15 protein-coding genes and 1 pseudogene are annotated in these 18920 nt (G+C 43.9%); 9 read left to right on the forward strand and 7 right to left on the reverse strand.

Annotated features, from left to right (window positions below):
• Window position 1: 1 nt before the first annotated feature.
• Window positions 2-1285: a Y-family DNA polymerase gene (locus tag ACFQO0_RS05590; RefSeq protein ID WP_382233024.1), complete on the reverse strand. Its 1284-nt coding sequence runs from the start codon at window positions 1283-1285 to the stop codon at window positions 2-4.
• Window positions 1266-1829 carry a LexA family protein gene (locus ACFQO0_RS05595; protein WP_382233025.1) on the reverse strand — a complete coding sequence of 188 codons (564 nt, stop codon included), beginning with the start codon at window positions 1827-1829 and terminating at the stop codon, window positions 1266-1268. The genes ACFQO0_RS05590 and ACFQO0_RS05595 overlap by 20 nt, the downstream gene beginning before the upstream one ends.
• A gap of 282 nt (window positions 1830-2111) precedes the next feature.
• Between ACFQO0_RS05595 and ACFQO0_RS05600 the strand changes: the two genes are divergently transcribed.
• From ACFQO0_RS05600 to ACFQO0_RS05635, 8 genes are all read left to right on the forward strand, one after another.
• Complete coding sequence (locus ACFQO0_RS05600) at window positions 2112-2444, forward strand: helix-turn-helix domain-containing protein (RefSeq protein ID WP_382234041.1); 333 nt, start codon at window positions 2112-2114, stop codon at window positions 2442-2444.
• A gap of 162 nt (window positions 2445-2606) precedes the next feature.
• Complete coding sequence (locus ACFQO0_RS05605) at window positions 2607-3359, forward strand: hypothetical protein (protein WP_382233026.1); 753 nt, start codon at window positions 2607-2609, stop codon at window positions 3357-3359.
• A 21-nt stretch (window positions 3360-3380) separates the two neighbouring features.
• Window positions 3381-5372 (forward strand): Mu transposase C-terminal domain-containing protein, encoded by a 1992-nt coding sequence (locus ACFQO0_RS05610; RefSeq protein ID WP_382233027.1) that lies wholly within the window; start codon window positions 3381-3383, stop codon window positions 5370-5372.
• 4 nt (window positions 5373-5376) lie between these two features.
• The gene (locus tag ACFQO0_RS05615) at window positions 5377-6372 is read left to right on the forward strand and encodes a TniB family NTP-binding protein (protein ID WP_382233028.1); all 996 of its coding nucleotides are present in this window, start codon (window positions 5377-5379) and stop codon (window positions 6370-6372) included.
• 446 nt (window positions 6373-6818) lie between these two features.
• On the forward strand, window positions 6819-7793 hold the full coding sequence (locus ACFQO0_RS05620; protein WP_382233029.1) for a hypothetical protein: 975 nt from the start codon (window positions 6819-6821) through the stop codon (window positions 7791-7793).
• Between the two features lie 2 nt (window positions 7794-7795).
• Window positions 7796-9331, forward strand: coding sequence for a TniQ family protein (locus ACFQO0_RS05625; protein ID WP_382233030.1), 1536 nt, complete (start codon window positions 7796-7798; stop codon window positions 9329-9331).
• A 236-nt stretch (window positions 9332-9567) separates the two neighbouring features.
• Complete coding sequence (locus ACFQO0_RS05630) at window positions 9568-11187, forward strand: ATP-dependent nuclease (protein ID WP_382233031.1); 1620 nt, start codon at window positions 9568-9570, stop codon at window positions 11185-11187.
• Between the two features lie 97 nt (window positions 11188-11284).
• Window positions 11285-12730 (forward strand): S1 family peptidase, encoded by a 1446-nt coding sequence (locus tag ACFQO0_RS05635; protein WP_382233032.1) that lies wholly within the window; start codon window positions 11285-11287, stop codon window positions 12728-12730.
• 40 nt (window positions 12731-12770) lie between these two features.
• On the opposite strand, the gene ACFQO0_RS05640 is transcribed toward ACFQO0_RS05635, so the two are convergent.
• The 5 genes from ACFQO0_RS05640 to ACFQO0_RS05660 all read right to left on the reverse strand — a co-directional run bounded on the left by ACFQO0_RS05640 (window position 12771) and on the right by ACFQO0_RS05660 (window position 18295).
• Window positions 12771-14432: a non-canonical purine NTP pyrophosphatase gene (locus tag ACFQO0_RS05640; RefSeq protein WP_382233033.1), complete on the reverse strand. Its 1662-nt coding sequence runs from the start codon at window positions 14430-14432 to the stop codon at window positions 12771-12773.
• Window positions 14425-15399: a beta-ribofuranosylaminobenzene 5'-phosphate synthase family protein gene (locus ACFQO0_RS05645; protein WP_382233034.1), complete on the reverse strand. Its 975-nt coding sequence runs from the start codon at window positions 15397-15399 to the stop codon at window positions 14425-14427. Before ACFQO0_RS05645 ends, ACFQO0_RS05640 begins: the two co-directional genes overlap by 8 nt.
• Window positions 15399-16040: a hypothetical protein gene (locus ACFQO0_RS05650; protein ID WP_382233035.1), complete on the reverse strand. Its 642-nt coding sequence runs from the start codon at window positions 16038-16040 to the stop codon at window positions 15399-15401. Before ACFQO0_RS05650 ends, ACFQO0_RS05645 begins: the two co-directional genes overlap by 1 nt.
• Before the next feature lie 102 nt (window positions 16041-16142).
• Window positions 16143-17351: a DNA adenine methylase gene (locus tag ACFQO0_RS05655; protein ID WP_382233036.1), complete on the reverse strand. Its 1209-nt coding sequence runs from the start codon at window positions 17349-17351 to the stop codon at window positions 16143-16145.
• Window positions 17352-17599: 248 nt separating this feature from the next.
• A complete protein-coding gene (locus ACFQO0_RS05660; RefSeq protein WP_382233037.1) occupies window positions 17600-18295 on the reverse strand; it encodes a hypothetical protein in 696 nt (231 codons plus the stop codon).
• A 137-nt stretch (window positions 18296-18432) separates the two neighbouring features.
• On the opposite strand from ACFQO0_RS05660, the pseudogene ACFQO0_RS05665 reads away from it, so the two are divergent.
• Window positions 18433-18825 (forward strand): annotated as a pseudogene (locus ACFQO0_RS05665) (magnesium chelatase subunit ChlI family protein); the annotation flags it as partial.
• Window positions 18826-18920 lie beyond the last annotated feature (95 nt).

Consider the following 18920-nt stretch of genomic DNA (forward strand, 5'->3'; position numbering starts at 1 on the left):
TTCATTTACAAGTCGCAATCTCATCCCAATTTGTCGTGTAATGCGGGCTCTTGTTATCAGCACGCATTCCCCACGCATTCCTGGCACCATCGTTTGAAATTTTGAGTGTGCCGCGACCATACTTTGCATTGATTTCATCCATAGTCGCCATGATGGATGCGCTGCACCCATCCTCCTGGGCAGCAAAAAGGTCTGTTTGAATAATGTGTTCTGGTCCAATATCACCAAGGATAACGCCGGCTTTTTTATACTGAAAGCCTTCCTTGAAAATTTGCTGTAGACCCTGCATAGCGTAGCCGGCGATTTTCATCGTGTCCGCTGTCGCAACTGGTAGTGGAATTGCGACTGTTGGATTGTATTGAGGCCGGTCTTCTCTAAATCGGTCGGTCATGATGAAAACCTGAAGAAGGCCAGCAATTGAATTTTGCGCGCGAAGCTTACCGGCAGCATTCGTCACAAAATGCGCAATCGCATCCGCCAAGTCCGCTATCAACACAACTGGATTGCCAAATGAGCGACTGGATACAATCTGTTGCTTGGCCGGAGCAACTTCTTCAATTCCGATGCATTCTTCCCCGCGTAACTCACGAATAGTCTTTTCCATCACGACGCCGAACTTAGCTCGCATAGAAGCAGGGTCTGCATCTCGCAATTGCAAAACAGTCTCGATACCCATCGCATAGAGTTTGACTGACTGCCTGCGACCAATGCCCCATACATCGCCCACTTCTAAATGAGACAGCACATTGGATTCTTGAGCAGCGGAGAGGGCATTAAAATTAAAGACGCCTTTGGACTTCGGATGCTTCTTCGCGACATGGTTCGCGAGCTTCGCTAATGTCTTGGTTGGCCCTACACCTACACAGACAACCAGACCGGTCCATTTGCTGACTTGGGCACGCATAGCGTATGCGCGTTCTTTAATGTCGGTGAATCCAGTCAAGTCTAAAAAGCATTCGTCAATTGAGTAAACTTCCTGGATAGGCGAGAAGGTACCCAGGATGCTCATAAGGCGATTGCTCATGTCGGCGTAGAGTGCGTAATTAGAAGAGAACGCAACTATTCCGTGTTTCGAAGCGAGTTCTTTTAATTCGAACCATGGCGCACCCATCTTGATACCGAGCGTTTTTGCTTCGGCCGACCTGGCGACGACACATCCGTCATTATTCGATAGAACAACAATGACTTTCTTGTCCCGTTCTAGGTCTGGGCGAAATATTTGTTGGCACCGGCAGTAGAAGTTATTGGCATCTATGAGTGCAATGTTACGTCGCCACTTTTGCATTGCGCTTCTTCTTGGGTTTAAAGTGGTTTCTAAAACTCTCGGTTACGACACCCCAAATAGTTACCTCTTGGCCTTCGGCGAACTCGATAGGTTCGTAAGCGTCGTTTTCTGGCAGGAGCTTGACGATTTTTCCGCGCTTATAAAGACGTTTACAAGTGAATTCGCCATCTACGACCGCTAAAACAATAAGGTCATGGGCGGCTTCAATCGCACGGTCGACCAATACTGCATCTCCATCAAAAATTCCTGCATTAATCATCGAGTCGCCCGTTATGCGAAACAAGAACGTGGCCTCTGGATGAAGAATGAGCTCATCCGTCAGGTTTATACGTTTTTGAGTATGGTCCGTTGCTGGGCTCGGGAAACCAGCCGATATAGCGCACGAAAATAGCACGACGGGCAAAGGACATAGCGATAAAGGGATTGGAAAGCTCATAATATGAATACTGTATATATATACAGCATTCATATCAAGGCCAATTGAAAACAAAAGTCCAGCAGATGGAAGTCCGCAAGGAGTTCTAGTTCGAATAATCCACGGCATCTGACTGCATCAGAGCCCACGTTGACAATATAAAACATCCTGCTTGTTAGCTCTTAACTTGACGAATGACGAGTTGCACGATATACCAAAATATCCTTTGTAATCAATGACTTATATTTGCCATGAATATATTCGTAGAGTAATCTCTCGATATTATCAAGATGAAAAATCCAAATGCGACGGCTTCATTACGCGAAAATTGTTTCTCTAAGGCAGTGCTCCAATTTGGGAGTGGGGGAAGAGTTGGATTGCGCAAATGGGTTCGGAGCAGAACTTTACAAGATGAGAACAAATGCTGGGTTCTCGCAAATCAGAGTTGCGCGTGACTCAAGCTTAGCCCGCGGATATTACGGCCAAATAGAAAACTCAAAAAAACCGCCACCGCCGGTTTCAACTTTAAGGCGCATAACGGCGGCGCTGCGTTTATCAGATGTAGATACCCAGCGATTGATTGATTTAGCGGCAACCGAACGAGGCGCCTCTTTGGTCATCCCAGACGAACTTCCTAAGGATATCGTTCAAGTATTGAGGCAGATTGCACAAAAGGCTTACCGACTTTCACCGAGCCAACTGCGTCGCATAGAAGCCGCAATAGCGGAGGAGCCACTTATGTAAAAGAAAAGCGACGAACCCCTTATTCAGAAGTCCGCCGCCTGTTGGCTTAGGAAGATAACCCAAGACCCGCAATCTAAGGTTATCTCCCGAAAGCACGCTGGTCAAGGGCTGTTTTCCTCGAAAAGCTGCATTCCGCTCACATAGAGCAGGAAGGGAGATGTCATGCCAAAAATTTCATCAGTAATGGGTAGTGCTAGCTGGGCCAGCGAGGTATTTAGTAGCGCGCCGGCCCGACGCTTAAAAGGTCATTCCAGAAGAACCCAAGCTCACCGATTTTATTCGACGAAGCTGCAGCAAATTATGGAAGTTCAGGGGCGAAATGAATGTTGCACAGCATTCGCTATTGAATACCTAATAGGTTTAGGACTTCTGAGAAGAGCTAAGCCGCAGCCCTTTAAAACTGACCGCACGGCGTTCGGCTCAGAAATATGCCCCGATTTTTTGGTTGAAAGCACAGATGACGTTCGTCAACTCTATGTGATTGAGACAAAGTCAAACAGATTCCTAACCCGCAAAGTTAACCTACAACTCGATGAGTACAGGAATCGATTCAAAGAGTTTGGAATTGAGTACCTCGTATGGACGGATAATTGTCCTCTCAATCACGCAGTTCGACATCATCTCCAACTCATGAGAGTGAGCTCCAATAGAGCCGTCGCAGTGAGTCAGCGAGAAAGCTTACGTAAGTGGTTAGCTTCCGCGCCCCAAACCACGCTAGACCACTTCTACGCAGCAGGATACGACCTCGATTGTCTGTATGCCTCAGCGTGGGATGGTGAAGTATTCATTCCAATTACGCTTCCACTCTCTCCAACTACTCCAATCTCATTATCGCCACTAAATAATTTCAAGGCGTTATTTCTAAGTTGCGAGAACAGTTCGGATGACTGGTGGAAAAGCCTTCAAACAGTCTAGGGGAATGTCATGGCAAGCGACGTGCAATGGGCAGCAATGGATTCGAACTTCACTTTTGAGATTGGGCAATGCTTTCGGCGAGGGGCAACTGTTTTTCGAATCACCGAGGAGAAAATGCCGTTTTTGACGCTTCAAAGTGTAGAAACAAACCAATCTAAAAACATCAGATATCAAGAGCTTGTATCTCAGTTCATGGCTGGGGAGCTATTACCAGTAGGCGCAGAAATCGAAATAAGGGCACTTCGTGGAGATGGTTTTCTGGAAGATGACCAACCTGTCGCGTTACACAATGTACTGCTGGGGATGAGTGATGCAGCAAAAGCAGTAGGTTTGAAAAAAATTAAATACATTACCGAATTGCGAAAGCTTGGATATGAATCTCTTAGACCAACCCCCATTCTTGAAATGGACATTGCACGGCTAAGGGCAAGGTTTGGCGATGGCGACTCTCCTAAAGCCAGCACTATTTATTCAACCGCCCTCAAAATTGAAAAAAATGGCGGCGACCTGCGAAGCGCATTCCCGAACTTTAGTGATAAAGGAGGACGGGGACAGTCGAGAATAGATAACAGAGGACTAGAGGCACTACATCGATGCATACAAAAATTGAAAGACACTAAAGGAGCGCGAATTAATTATTCTAGACTAAGGGAAGACGTTTTCAGCGAACTAATAATCAACAATAAGTCTGATATTGCAATAAATTTGTTACCAGGGATATCAACCGTCTCTCGACAAGCGAAGAAGGAATTTACTGCATATGAATTGAGAAGTAGGTCAGTAGGAAAAAAAGCAGCAAATATCGAATTTCGCAATCATCGCCCCAGAGACAGAGCTATTCGACCGTTAGAAGTTGTCGAGTTTGACGATAAAGATACGCGCGTCTTTGGTATTGATGAGCGTTCAGGCCTGCCGATTGGACGGATTCATATTACAGCCGGTGTTGACCAAAACACGACAGTTCCCCTGGGATTCTCTATAAGTAATCAACCACGCAACACCTGGTCGGCACTCAATGCTTTTGCCAACTGCGTGCTGCCCAAGGATTTGTCACGCGCTGAGTGGAGTGACGTTATTGACGATATCCCGTACATGGGCATCTTTGGAATCGCGGTGTTTGACAATGCATTGTACAACCACGCGAAGTTGCTCGAAGAAAGCGCAATTGAAATCTCTAATGCTGTCGTTGCGTGGGCCAAGCCATACACACCGACAGAGAAGTCGGCAGTAGAAGACTTCTGGGGACGAGTGGACCAAGACCTCTTGCATATGCTTCCCGGATACCTTGGGCGGAAAAATACAAAGGACAGAATTCAAGAGGGAATGGCTGCTGCGAACATGAACATCTTTGAATTTAAAAAAAGCTTTTTTACATGGACCTACAACGAGTTTTGCAATAGGCAGCGCGAGCGCGGAAGTCCGCGGGAACTTTGGCAAACGGGTATGCAAGGTTTCAAGCCGGCTATTCCAGCTGACCTCCAGCGTATCCGGCTTGCGACCATGCTGCGACACGAGGTTCGATTGAGGCCTGAATTGATAATGTTTAAAGGGCTCAATTATCAAAGCGAGCATCTACAAGTGATGAGAAAGAAATATGGAAGCAATGCTCAAGTGTGCATTCGATATAACCCAAATAATCTAAGAGAAATATTTGTTCAAGACCTCAGCGATAGGAGTTGGTTTCTTGTCCCAAGTGTTCATCCAGAATACACGAGCGGTCTGTCGATGTTCCAACATGACTTGATACGAAAAAAGGCAAGAGAAGAAGGTGCAAGGAATTACAGTATCTCCGCACTGCATACTCATAAGGCAAGCGTTAAAAAGCTGGTTGAGCAAGCTCGATTTTCGCCAAAACTAAGAGAGCGGAAAGTGGCTAATCGTGCACTAGGTGAGCACGGTTTTAGTAGTGTGCCACCCGCGATGATAACTGTCGTAATGACAGACTTGGAAGCTCAGATAGCGCAAATTGAAGCCGTAGAAATGGAGGACGGCGTCGATGGGTGGGAATGGTAATAGCATGAAAGATTTAAGACAAAAGAATGATTGGAAAGGTGTGCCTTGGCCATTGAGACAGCGTTATATGGCTAATGAGCTTCACGTCCCACATCCTCCATTGATGAGAATCGTCAAACGCATTTACGAAGTTGCAACTGATTGCAAAAATACTGGTGTTGGTGATGCCATGATAATTGTGGGTGGAAGCGGAAGTGGAAAGTCGCATTTGATAAAAATAATCCGTCTGCAAAGGCCGGTGGACCATTCTGGTGACATAAGTGTAGTACCCGTGGTGAGTTTCTCTATTCCATCCTCTCCAACTCAACGTTCTATGAGTTCGGCCTTACTTGCTGCGCTTGAACACCCTAAAAGCAATCGGGGAAACGCGACCGAAATGTTCAATCGTGCAATCACACAATTGAAGGCGGTAGGTACCGAAATTATCATGATTGACAACCTTCATGACATTCCGGAGCGGAGGAGGGCTGGCGGTGTAATGCAGGTTGGAAACTGGATAAGGGATTTAATAGACCAATCTGGATGTTTAATTGTTTTACTTGGCACGCCTTTGGCAAAAATGGTTACAGAGGCAAATTCGCAGTTAAGAAGAAGAGTCGCAAAACAGCTGGTTATTGACTACTTTGATATCTCAACTGAGAAAAACATTGGAGTTCTTAAGCGCTTTCTTCGTGAGCTAGATGCTCGTATTCCGTTGGCGGAGGATTCGTGTTTCTCGGACTCTTCAGTGGTGCTTAAGTTGTATTGGGCTACTTTGGGTGTCGCTGACTATATATTCCGAATAATAAAAGAAGCGACTGGTCTTGCAGTAGCGACAGGCGAAGAAAAAATTTCGCTCCAAAATTTAGAAGAAGCATTTGTATTAGTTTTTCAAGATTCCGCAAAAGGAATTAATCCGTTTGCGCTCAGTGGGCCGGAACGTCTCTTAGATGGACCTGGGGAGCCCTTTCATAATTGGTTCGATGAATCGAATCCACGAATGAGTGGACGCGCACATTGAGAGAATATAAAACTGGCTCCGTAAAAGGCGTTCGCCTACTGGTTAGATTTGACGCGACCAAGAATCTAAACAGACAAGACTATCTTATGAGACTTTCGCACGCTAATGGGTTAGCCGGGATAAAGGATTTATGTAGTCTTACCAAGATTACATACTCAGAGTTGGTGCGGTCAGAGGCGAACCAGTTGAATAGGTTTATTTCAGGTGAATGTGCCGATTTGGGAGCGGCAACAAATGGAACTTTGCTATTGCGTTTAGGTTTAGGCCTCAAAGCTAGGGTGTGTCCAGCCTGCGTTAAAGAGGGATTACCACAGCCACAAATTTTTAACTCGTACGTCCCCACTTCATGCCCACTACATTGCATTATGCCGTTGGATTTTTGTCCTAAATGTCGGCGAGAATTCAGTTATCTAAGAGCCCTTATTGATAGCTGCGATTGTGGATTTGTGATTTCAACCGCAGATGGGTTAGCAAGGCCAAGCTGGTTGAGTAAATTCTACGAAGTTTTCGCTCCATGGCATTCATCCCAATTGGTTCTAAAAAATTACGAAGAAGTTACTGTTCAAGATTACAGTGCCGTACAAATAGTGCGGCGATTGTGGGACAAAAAGACGTCGCTGCGCAGCGCAAAGCGCTTAACTATCCAAGACCACGCATGGATGCGCGAATTTATGACCCATTGGCAAAAATATTTATTCCAAAAAACTGACATCTATTGCAAGCCTTCGAGGAGTGACGTTCACTTCTTCAAAATGATGTCTCAACACAGTGAGCCTTTAAGGCTAGCTATTGATGAATTGAAGAAAAAGTTAACTGTGCGTAGAAAGTATGGGCAATCAGGGTATCTAGTTAGCGAGCTTCGAAGTGTTGCAGGTTTAGATGCCGAAGCTCTTAAAACTTATCTCTCAAGTATTCACCCTCAACACATTACTGAAAAGGCAGTAAATGGGCGGGTTCTAAACCGCCACATCGATGCCAATGCTCTTGGCGTCTTACAGCAATATTTGGAGGGCACTTTGCACTTAATGGATGCTGCCGAACACATGTGTTGTCCAAGCTTACTCTTGCTAGCTCTCACGAGAATTGAGGTCATTCCTTGTGAGCGACTAGCTGTAAAGCCGCGGTCACCTCGTTTTCATAAAGCAATTTTGGATGAGTGGATGGGCGTTATTAGAAACAACGCATTGACGGTAAAGCTTCAACCAAGAAATGTGAGAGCGCTGTCAGTAATTGCGGCTCATCGAACGGATGGAGTATTGCGGCCTCCTTGGATTAAATTAATGAGGAGCATACAGGCTAGAAATGTGGTTTTGTATGCGTTGGATTCAAAAGCAGGTTTGTCTGGGATATTTGTTTGCAAAAGTGATTTAAAAGAATTTGGATTCCGCACGTCAGACTTTGCCGGATTGAAGAGAAGATAAACGTGTTTCTTATTCGTCCGCAGCCGTTGAGTGGTGAATCACTTTCATCGTGGCGGCAGCGCTCAGGCATCGCAAATGGGTTTCGTAGATTTCCAAGCTTTAAAGATAGCGACGGATACAAAACAGACTATGACCGAATGCCAAAAGAAGCTGAGTTAAATTGGCTTGTGGAGCAATTCAGAATTAGCTCAATAGTTTTGTCAGGCCTGACATTAGAATCTTTAGGTGGAAAAATATCTGACGAATTTGATAAAAGTCACAAGCTCAGGTGGGTGATTCCTATAATGGCTAATGATGGTCGGGCTAGAGGAGTTTATTGTCCAGTTTGCATAGCAGAAGATGACGAACCTTACTTCCGGCTTTCGTGGCGATTCGCTTTTCTTACTTCTTGCCCAAAGCATCAATGTGTACTTCAAGATAGATGTCCGTCCTGTCATAAAGGAATCTGGCCGTTCAATCTTAAAAGTACTCGGAGCATGAGTATGGAACGTCTATCCATATGTTTCTGGTGCGGACACGATTTATCTGTCCTCAGCGTTACGAAAAGTGCCGAGCTATTTTCACTCCCGCTCTGGACATGCGCAAACCACGGAAAAGTACCGAAAGAGATTTCGCAGGCACAAAATGTCCATGATGTATTTTCGGGCCTTTGGGCGCTGTGCCAATTGATGATAAGGAGTTCGTCTTCAAAAATTATTAAGCAACTACCCGCAAGAATGATATTTACATTGAACTGTAAAAGCTCGGTAATAGAACTAAGTTCTTTAAAAGATAGAGCGCAGATTCTAGATGCGGCTTATTGGCTAATGCAAGATTGGCCGGAACGATTTGTTTGCGTAGCAAAGAAAGCTGAGATATCGCTTCATCATTTCACATCAAGCGGCATAGTAATGCCAGGATGGTTAAATGAAGTTGTCAATGATAGCTTGGTGCGACGCCAATCATGGGTTGTTCAAAACGACGTAAATGCCGCGATAGACGAGTTGAGTAAGTCAGGTCAGAAAATCTCAAAAAAATCCGTTAGAAGAATTCTTGAAATATCTGAATCGAAAGTTCTGAATGAGATGCTGTCACAGCGACGGCAAGCAAGCTGGCAAGAATTCAAAACATTAATTTTTAATTTTGAGGATAAGCTCCAACATACCCCTTCCTCAAGGAGTCAACAGGCTACGCTGTTGCGTGACTATCTAATATTCTTAGCTTCAGTCATCAGCAATAAGTCTATCGAGGAGGTATGTAAATTGAGTAAATTGGAGACTCAGCTAATTCTTGCGGCGCAAGCCGGAGATAATGAAAAAAGCCAATATATTCGGGCGCGCGCATTGGACTTAAATTGCAGTTATGCGACCAAAGAACGTATAGAGCTAAGCCCTTTATTTCTAGACAATGGAATATGGTTTGTGAGCAGATTCGGAGGTGTTTTAGCTGGTCACACTGTGAGAGACCGAGTGACGAAGTTGATGCTTTCAGGGTTTCCAAATAACTTATGGAAAAGTGCTGATGTGTTTCGGAACCTTGCTGAGATGACCCGGAAATAGAAGTCTCCGCACAAGTTGCCTGACTTTCGCGCGAGTAGTTTGTGTGGTGCGAATTTATTCCAAGGGTATTAAATCTATGCGGCAGTCTTCATCTGCGGCAAGCAGCTTGGTCATAAAATTCTTGTCTCTAAATTTTTTTAAGCCGCTTGTGGAGCAATTTCAACTATTAAAAAGTGCTGCTTTTATCTCCACGCAGCGTTCGAATTGATAATTGGCCATTTTATAAAGCGCAGTAAATGACACATGTAACGCGACTCTCCTTTTGTGGTGTTCGAAGACTTAATACATTCAAAGCTACTAGTCCGGATATGCTCCAAGAATGGATGGCTAAACGATGCTGGTACAACTTCAAGACAATAAATCTCTTTATTGGCGTCAACGGTGGTGGAAAATCAACCATCCTAGAGTTGATTGATATTCTTCGTGAGCCCCGTCGGGCAATTTCTCTACCCCGCGAAAATAGAAAAAATAACCGACTAACCGCTTTTCACATCGAGTTCAGCGGAGACAAACATCTTATAGCCATGTCATACCCGCACGCCATAAAGCAAGCAACGAGCGCTACCAATATTCGTAAGAATTCTACGGATATTCAGTCTTTGGACCTTATCTCATTCTGTAAAGGGAAGCAGCTGTTTTCGTTCATTAAGAACATCAGCAAAACTGAATTAGACCCTGAATCGTGGACCAGATTAAAGGGTGAATTCGCCAAATTAAAATGCAACGTGGCATATTGGAATATAGAAACCGAAGTAAGCATACCGATGTTGGTTGCTCTCCTCAACAGAGCTGCATCACATCTACCCGGTATTCTTTCCCCCCTATTTTTGCCTAAGGATGAATTCGAAAAGTCTTTCATTTCGGACGGCAAGAAATCCAATCCCTTCCACGCGATTGACGAGCAACGTGTTGGCATTCTATTGTCTGACGATATTACTCAGCCAAATAAGGTTCATGTGTCGGCGCTCCCCTCCGGATGGCGCCGGCTGGCATCGATTATTTCTTGGATGGAAGGAGTCCCAGAAGGGTCTGTATGCTTACTTGAAGAGCCGGAGACGCATCTACACCCTCGGCTCCAGCGTTATCTTGCAAAGGAGATGGAAGTCGTCGCACTAAGGCGAAAACTTCAACTATTCATCTCAACACACTCTACTGTATTTCAGCAGTCGAACCTCTGGCAGAAGCAGCCAGGTATGTTCGCAGCTAATGCGGAAACCATTGAAGAATATTCGTCGGCGTGGCAAGTCATGGACGCTTTGGGAATTCGTGGCTCTGATATTTCGCAAAGCAATGGTGTGGTCTGGGTAGAAGGACCGTCTGACCGCATCTACATTAAGCATTGGCTGAGCCTGTACTGTAAGGAAAATGGTAAGACGGAGCCCAAAGAAAACGTGGACTATTCCTTCAATCTCTATGGAGGTGCGATGTTGTCGCACATGAGTCTAAATGAACAAGAATCTTTCATCTCAATGTTGAGCATGAATAGAAATCTAGTATTAGTCATGGACCGCGACACTGACTTCATAGAGGATGCGGATGGGAAACTCACCTGCATTAAACCGAATTCAGCCAAAGCGAGAGTACTTGCCGAACTGGAGGCAATCAAACACGGTCGGTGCAAGATTTGGGTAACGGACAAGTACACGATTGAATCCTACCTTCCGTTGGAATATCTAGCTAAATATTTCACTGTAGACGCAAATGGTCGGTTGAAATTAGATAATGGAAGCAAAGTTGAAATCGCAAGGGCGTATTGTGAGACTTACCTGCAGTTGGACACTGCTTCGAGTCTCCCGGTGAATTTGAGAGCTCATATCCACGACATCTTCTGTTCAATCGAGCGATGGAATACCTAGTTAGAAGCGATATTTATAGAAGGCATAGAAGCTCAGAAGTAAGGGGGCAGGTGGTGAAAAGTTGGCTATCCCCCTGGGCTGAAAATGATGCACACAAATGAATAACTTAGAAAAAATAAAACCCAGTACTAGTGGCGCCTGCATCACCGTGCCGGACCTAGGTCCCCTTCAAATGCAGTTAATCTGGGACCGTCCAGTATTTACTGCAATAGATGGTATTGGAGAACAAGAGGGACTCAATATAAGCAAAGGCCAAGTGCTTGCAATTGGATATATTTCAGAGCACGGCCCTCGATGTGTCGGCAGCGGAATCATGGTGGGTGCAGGCCTACTGATAACTGCGACACATGTGCTTGATGAACTGCAAGGAAAAAACATCTTTGCGTTTTCATTTGTGGAGCATAAACATGTACGAATATGGGCCCTGCGAGATACAAATGCATTTCGAGGACATATTGAAACGATTCCAAGCCAACTTCCAAGAACTCGTCGCTCCGATGTAGCCGTCGCTTCGTGTGTCCCTGTTTCTGAAGATGCAAATAAATGGCCGCTCGCAATGGGTGTAGTTGAAATGGCTATTCCGCGAGTTGGAGAAAGACTCTGGGCTGTTGGATTTCGCGAAGAGACCACGCCAGATGGAGAAATAAATTTAACAAGTTTATGTTCATCTGGTTGTGTTATTTCCTATCTTCTGAACGGGCGTGGCAATCACCTTCCCGGTCCGATAGTGGAAATAAACATGGATACGTATGGCGGCATGAGCGGCGGGCCTGTCTTTAATGAAGCTGGGCACGTAGTGGGAGTGGTCTCTGCCTCTTTGGAGTGGGAAGGTGGCAACGGCCCAACTTATGTCTCTCTTATTTGGTCCGCTGCGTTAGAGAAGGTCTACGCACCCTGGCCAAAAAATTATTGGCCAACTGAATATGCCGTTCTTCAGGGTGGGGCCGAGCAATCCCGTACCCAACTTCGTGGGAGTGCGAAATCGGTAAATGGCATCCTCAGCATTCAATTTGATGGTACGAAACCTGATTATATTCTTGAGCGCTTAGGCGATAATTATAAAAAAATATTGGAAGATAATCGTCAGCGCTTAGCGGATGAGGGGGATAACGATTTTTATACTTTCCTTGAAGAGGAAGGCGAAGATGCACTCCGAACGTTACCACCTAAAACGGTTGTCGATGGCTTTACCGAAAATGAGTCATTGTTTGCTGGAGCGTTAAAGATTCAGACCTCGTGTCTTGAGGGTATCGAAGATACCGAAATTCATACCATTGAAATTTTAGAGGATGGCAATCTTAATCTAGATGTTACGTATAACCTGCGTGGATTTGTTATAACTGTAACGATTAATCGATTTGATTTTGAAGAGCGGCGCGAAGATTTCGAAGCAGCTCAATGGTGCTGGAATATTCAGGAGTATCAAGATACCGTTGATGTTGAATGCGGAGTAAGACCTTATTTTAGGGCAGGTTTTACTCTCTCTCCTTCAGACAAAGCATGCTCTGATTACACGGTTTACTCTATAAGAATAAAAATTTGATATCTGTTAGGTGTAGCGATTGTTCTGTTTTAAAAATCAATCATGAATGGCTACCGAATTTAAAAGAAGTTTGATGACTTTGAGTTAGTAATTGAATTTTTCTTTGAGGATTTGGGGCCATGGATGTTTGGACAAGAATTTTCGCCTCGCTAATACCTGTTGGCGAAAGTCTGTATTCAACTGTTTGGGTTTTTCGTCCATTCGATACTCTTATGCGAGCCTCAAAGTAAGGGTGAAAACCCTGATTAAAGTAGCGACTGACATTATTCTTTGATTTTTCAAGCATAAATTTTAAATTGAGCTTTACTGAAATTTCAGTTGTAGTTAGCCATACTCCGTTGTCTCGTTGGTCAAGAAGCGTTAATAAAATCAATGGTTCTAGATTGCCATCAGTTTTAGTTTGCCTCGGAAACTCAGCATGCATTCGAAAGGCAGAATCATATTTATGCCGAAGACGGCGAAAAAAATTTGAAAGGGTGCCACTATTATCAATGTGACGAGCGATATCCTCAGCTGCAATTCGACCTAGGCCCATTTGGGCTTCTTGTGCTTCACGAGCAGCAAATTTTTCTGGAGTAACTTCATCACGATTTCTTTTTATGGCTCGGGCCAATCTCACGTCTACTGGAGCATCTAGATAAATTAATTCAAGCTTTTTTTCTCTTGAGATTTCTCGACTAAAAATTTCTACCTCCTCCCACGCTCTAAATCCAGTAACGATAACTGAGCCAAATTGTTTATCGGCAATGTGTTGCGCTAGCGGGAGTGCAACAATCCCTGGCTGTGTTTTTAAAGCTGCTTCAGCAAAATCGCCAATCCGAATTGAAGACTTGAGTCCATGTCTATCCCAGAACGCCTTGTACATAAAATCACTGGCTTCGATATGGGGAATTCCGTATGTATCTGTAATCCAACCCGCAGAGGTAGTTTTGCCCACACACGTTTGCCCACAAATTACAAAAACTGAAGGGGGCGTGCTTACGCGAGGAAGCTCAAGTTGAATTGGAGAAGCTATTCTGGGAGATTGAATAAGTTGCAAACGATTAAGAACAGCAATAATTTTTTCAAATGCGTGCAATCGGAAATCGTTTACGTCTGCATCTTCAATGTTTAATGCGCCGACAGGCTTATCTTCACCGGCAGGAACAAACCAACGATTGAATGAGATATTGTCCAACCATGGGTAAACTGGGTTGGGACTAAAGTATTCTTCGGTGTTTACTACCGCCCCCTTAACTTCGCCAAATACCCATAGAAATTCTTCTTTGATGCCTAGTAGTTCGCGCCATTTTTGAGGAAGGTGCATAACAATATCTGAACGAACCGTGGCTCTTCTATCGTTGCCATTATTTTTAAGTAATGCATCTAACTTCTCGAAGGTCATATCTTCCATCCAGAATTTCACATTCACTCCGGGCGTTTCGATATCTTGACTTAGAGATTCAATACGAACAGACGTATCTTCAAAGAAGAATGTTCCTGTCTCATCATCTATTTTTTTATGGCGTCTTTGCCACTGCTTTAATGCACTGATATAGCTTAGCCGGAGCAACTCATGTCGGTCATTTATCACGGGCTCGTCATAACTTGCGTAGTAACTAGCTTCCCTGAAACTTTTAACGCCGACGCCAAATTTTTCTCCTAAATGGCGGAAATGCGACAACTTCGCTCTATTAGTGGAAAAGAATACGAGATTAAACATGCGACATGGTCCGCCCAGTATTGTTTGGCATGGTCTTGATTACATGTGCGTCGGGATATTTTTCTGAAATCCGGGATGCAACGTTAGTGAAATCACTAGCAAAAAAATAGATGAGGGGACCAACGCTACTCATGCCTACTGCATCACACCCGAGTTCTTTTAAAGATTCCATATAAAACGGCACAAGCGGGGCGTGCAGATTTATTTCGTGCTGTTTCCAGGCACAGCTTTGTAAAGCATTTACGGAGATACAGAATGATTGGAAATTCGAATCTGCTACTGCTGTAAGTGCACCGAAAACCGAATGATATGCGATTTTGGAGACATCCTCGTCTCCGAGTGGAAGGGCATTTTTGAATAAAGTCGATTCAGTATTCCTACTAACTGCTGAACAATCTGGAGGAAAAAATAATCCAATGGGCCAAGCAGGCATATCAATATTGGACAGTACTAAAGGCACTGAGGTAGGCGACGCAATGTCATCGGATGGAAGTATCGGGGCGGCATCGAAGGGCCGACCAGCGTCTAATAGGAAACCACCGTTAAAATAAGTATGTACGCCTATCCCGGATGTCCCTCCTCGCCCAGAGCTTTTAATAAGAGATTTGATATCAATTTGAATTTCATTTAAAACTGCAGCAGCCTCTATGCAAGCGAGCGCAGTCGTTGTTCCAGTTCCAACACCAATATGTCTATTGGAAATTTTGCATTTGGTAAGTTTGATTCCTTGATAAGAACCATTGGATACAAGAATTTTGGTAATTTTTTGTGTCAATTCCAAAATTTCGTGCTGGCTAAAGCCTGCATTTTTAAGTTCAGAAATATCTACCGTCGTGTGCTTAGCGAAGTCAAATTCGGCGCCTGGAAGGTTGATGCAAAAACCAATCCCGCCGTTTCGTCTATAGCCGGCTTCCCCTAGGTCGATAAGGGTCATGTGTATTCTTGCAGGAGCGAGAATTTTCAGCATTAAGATTGTTGCTGAAATGGCGTGGCCGCATTCCATTCAATTTTAAAATGTTCAAGATAACTTTGAGAAAGAACGCTGCTGCATTGAGCATGTATCGCTGGTGTGTGCCTACTTTCAACATTGTCAAAAACCGGTCCAAAAAGTGCATCATCGTCTACTCTCACCAACGCCGTATAAGCTTTATGGTCAAAATATCTGAGCATCAAATTTGGGTATTTCTGGCTAAGACTTCCAAAAACCCTTTCTGAAATTGGAAATTTCTCTGTCCTATCTCTTGCAGATAGATGATTAGATGTAGGTACTAAAATGCGAACCTTTACTCCACGTTCAAGTGCTCGAATTAGTACCTTCTTATCTTCTCGAGTCGAATTTTCATTAGAAAAATCTGATGCAAATCTCGAAGCAGTTACGCCCAAAACATCTATTTTAGATTGGGCGGCTGTGATTAAATCTCGATAGTATTCTTCTTCATCTCTAGTGTTTAAAACCCCCTTGATTTTCATACTGGTAAATTTTGAAATTTGACTGAATTCTGCCCAACTCAAAATAAACTGAATCAATGCAACAGCAAGGCCAGGAACAAGTCCAATCGCAAATATCCACAGAGGGCCCTCATTGTCAGTGAATTTTTTGTCGGTCATTCTAAGGGCTATGTAACTGAATACACCGAGCAAAATTACTGTGCAGCCTAGGATTATGTACGGGAGTGATAAAACGTATTTGCGATTGTAGATTGTCACAGATTATTGTCCTATTAGAAGGATTTCAAATGACTGCTTTTTGGATAACGCCCTTGTAAATGAACGGCGGGATAACTGAACTCTATCGAAATTTATTCTAAATAAATCAAATAATTCTTGTTCTGTAGGTTCTTCATTAGCAACGTAAGACATGACAAATTTGCTCCCCACATGTTTGTTAAACATGTGCCGCAGGTTATCCATCAAGTCGTTTTTATTTGTCCATTCTTTACTGAATGGTTGAAGAATTACTTTTTGTGGCGAAGTGGGGTCGATAAGACTTCCCCATTCGTCATATCTCGCTAAGCCTTCTAAAAAGTGATAGCGCGCGAGATAAGTCTCTGTATTTTTTTTTGCTTTTTTAAAATAAGGGGGGTCTATATATATCAAATCAAATTTGGTATCAATTGACGTCGCACATCCAGCATCTATGACTTTCACGGGATTTTTTATACGCTGATGTGCGAATTCCACCTCTGTATATGTGGCGACGATATGTTCAGTAAATGACTTGTTCCACGTAGACCTATTACCAAACTTAACCGGAACGGTGGATTGTCTAAGGTCTAAATTAGCACGATGGAAAAGGTTAAATGGTCTTTTCTTAAGGCATGCCTGAAAGACACAAAATAGAATTAATTCGCGAATATCATTTCTTTGATTTTTGATACTCATCATGCAGCCATCTAGCCACATGTTTTCTTCGCGGGTAAAGTAAATTCCCTCAAAGGTTTTTGATATAAAGCCTTCTTGAGGTTGAATGGATTTTAAGAATTCAACGAGTTTAAATTTGGAGAATTTAGATGTTGCCCCGGAAAATAACGCGCGTGCCGAAATAGTATTAAATTGAAACACATCGTTGTATGTTGTGTGCCAACCTAAGTCTTGCAATAAGTGAGAAACCGCTCCAGTACCTCCGAACGCATCTAAAGCAGTTTCGCCTTTGATGGATGCAAACTCATTGCGTAACCAGCTTAATTGCTTTCTCTTACTCCCGTAATAGCGAGTTGTAGGGAAGTCTGTCTTCGAAGGGAGGTCTGGTTTATTTTCATCAACTTCATTTTTGCCTATTCCATCCCCTTTTTTCTCTAATCCGAATGGATAAGGGCGAAAAAAACCCTCGGGGCTTCCCTCGATAGTCGTTTTTGCTTGGGCGCATTCTTGCTGTTCTTGGTTATCAGTAACAATAGAAGCCGGCCACTCCCTCCACATAGTCAGTCCTTATTTGTATTCGACGGGTTCGACTTCGATGATTTTTATAGTCGCGGATGTGCGAGCGCGAATGCATGTAATTATCACGAACATTTGTGTCAGTTTTATATTTTTAACTGCGTTGAGATATAGATATATTTAAGTTCAAGGTTGAATACTTAGCGACTGGTCGATTTTGAGCTCTTTACTGGAGGGGCATCGCGACGATTGGCGCTACCAAACTAATATAGACAAATGCAATTGTAAAGCTAATAACTTTTGGTTTTGCCAAAAGGTTCTTTGTATTGTTCTTCGTCCGGGTTGGCCCAAGCGAACAGCGCCATCTCAATATCAGCGGAACGCCACCCAGTTTTGCCGTTCGCTCTTGGAAGTGCGCACTCTGGTCTATTGATGCTGGCGTCCTCTAAATTTATTTTTAATGAATTGACGTATGAGTTAAATGCTATATACCCCGTGCTCATACTCTTAGCATTCCCGTCATATATTTTGGGTATCCTATTATGGTTTATTTGTTGGAGCAAAGCGTTTCGAACGCGGGTATCGAGCGCCCCATACCGCTCCGGGTGTAAAAATCGGAGTAGTTTCGACGCATACGTTAAGCCCAAGCCAGGCAAAGTAAGTGCGACATCAATTGCCAGCTTAGGGTCGTGAAGATTGTTAACGATGGCTTGTATTACAGCTTGTAGATTTGTTTCGCCCAATTGGTCTTCAAATTTCTGAAGAACCCCGTTTTGACTTCCCCCCCACTGAATCATTTCTCGAAATAAGTAAATTGAAGCTGTTGGCTTATTCGTGCCGTGATGTTTTAACCATTCAAATCTTCTTTCCAAAGACAATATCCATTCAAATTTTTCGAAATTATCCGGAGGATAGCCATACAAATGGTGCTTTTTGTCCCATGAATAAGAGCGAAAATATTCTGGAAAGCTATTGAGGTTTAGCATGGGTGACCTAGTAATCCCGTAATTTATATTTGTCTGCAAAAGAGCTTCATGCTTTTTTGATTTTGCCAGCGTATTAAAACGTCAAAGTTAAACTCTAACTGTGATTACATGTGAGCTTAATTTTGACGATGGGCAATCAGGGAAAAATCTCGGGTCCCTTGCTGGATCGCATAGACATGCAGATTCAAGTCGGTGCACTCGCGCATGAAGACTTGCTCAAACAATCGACCGGCGAATCTTCCGAACATGTCGCAGCGCGCGTTGCGCACGCATCAACCCGACAACTCTCACGGCAAGGCAAACACAATAACTTATTGGCGGGCAATGAGATGGACAGTCATTGCAAGCCGGATGAAGCAGGCGAGCAGTTATTGCGCACTGCAATGACACGCCTGAACTGGTCGGCGCGCGCCTATCATCGCGTCTTGAAAGTCGCCCGCACGATTGCCGACCTGGGTGATGCAGCAACGATCAGTCAAGCTCACGTGGCTGAAGCGATTCAATACCGACGCGCATTACGCGAACAATAGTCAAAATATCATTATTGTTTTCTAAATGCACCAAAATCTGACATGTCACAGGCATGGTAATTGCGTACGCCTTGCATTCCTCAACTAAGGACATG

Origin of the sequence: Herminiimonas aquatilis, from assembly GCF_042665175.1 — a bacterium.
In the GTDB taxonomy this organism is placed as follows: domain Bacteria; phylum Pseudomonadota; class Gammaproteobacteria; order Burkholderiales; family Burkholderiaceae_D; genus Oxalicibacterium; species Oxalicibacterium aquatilis.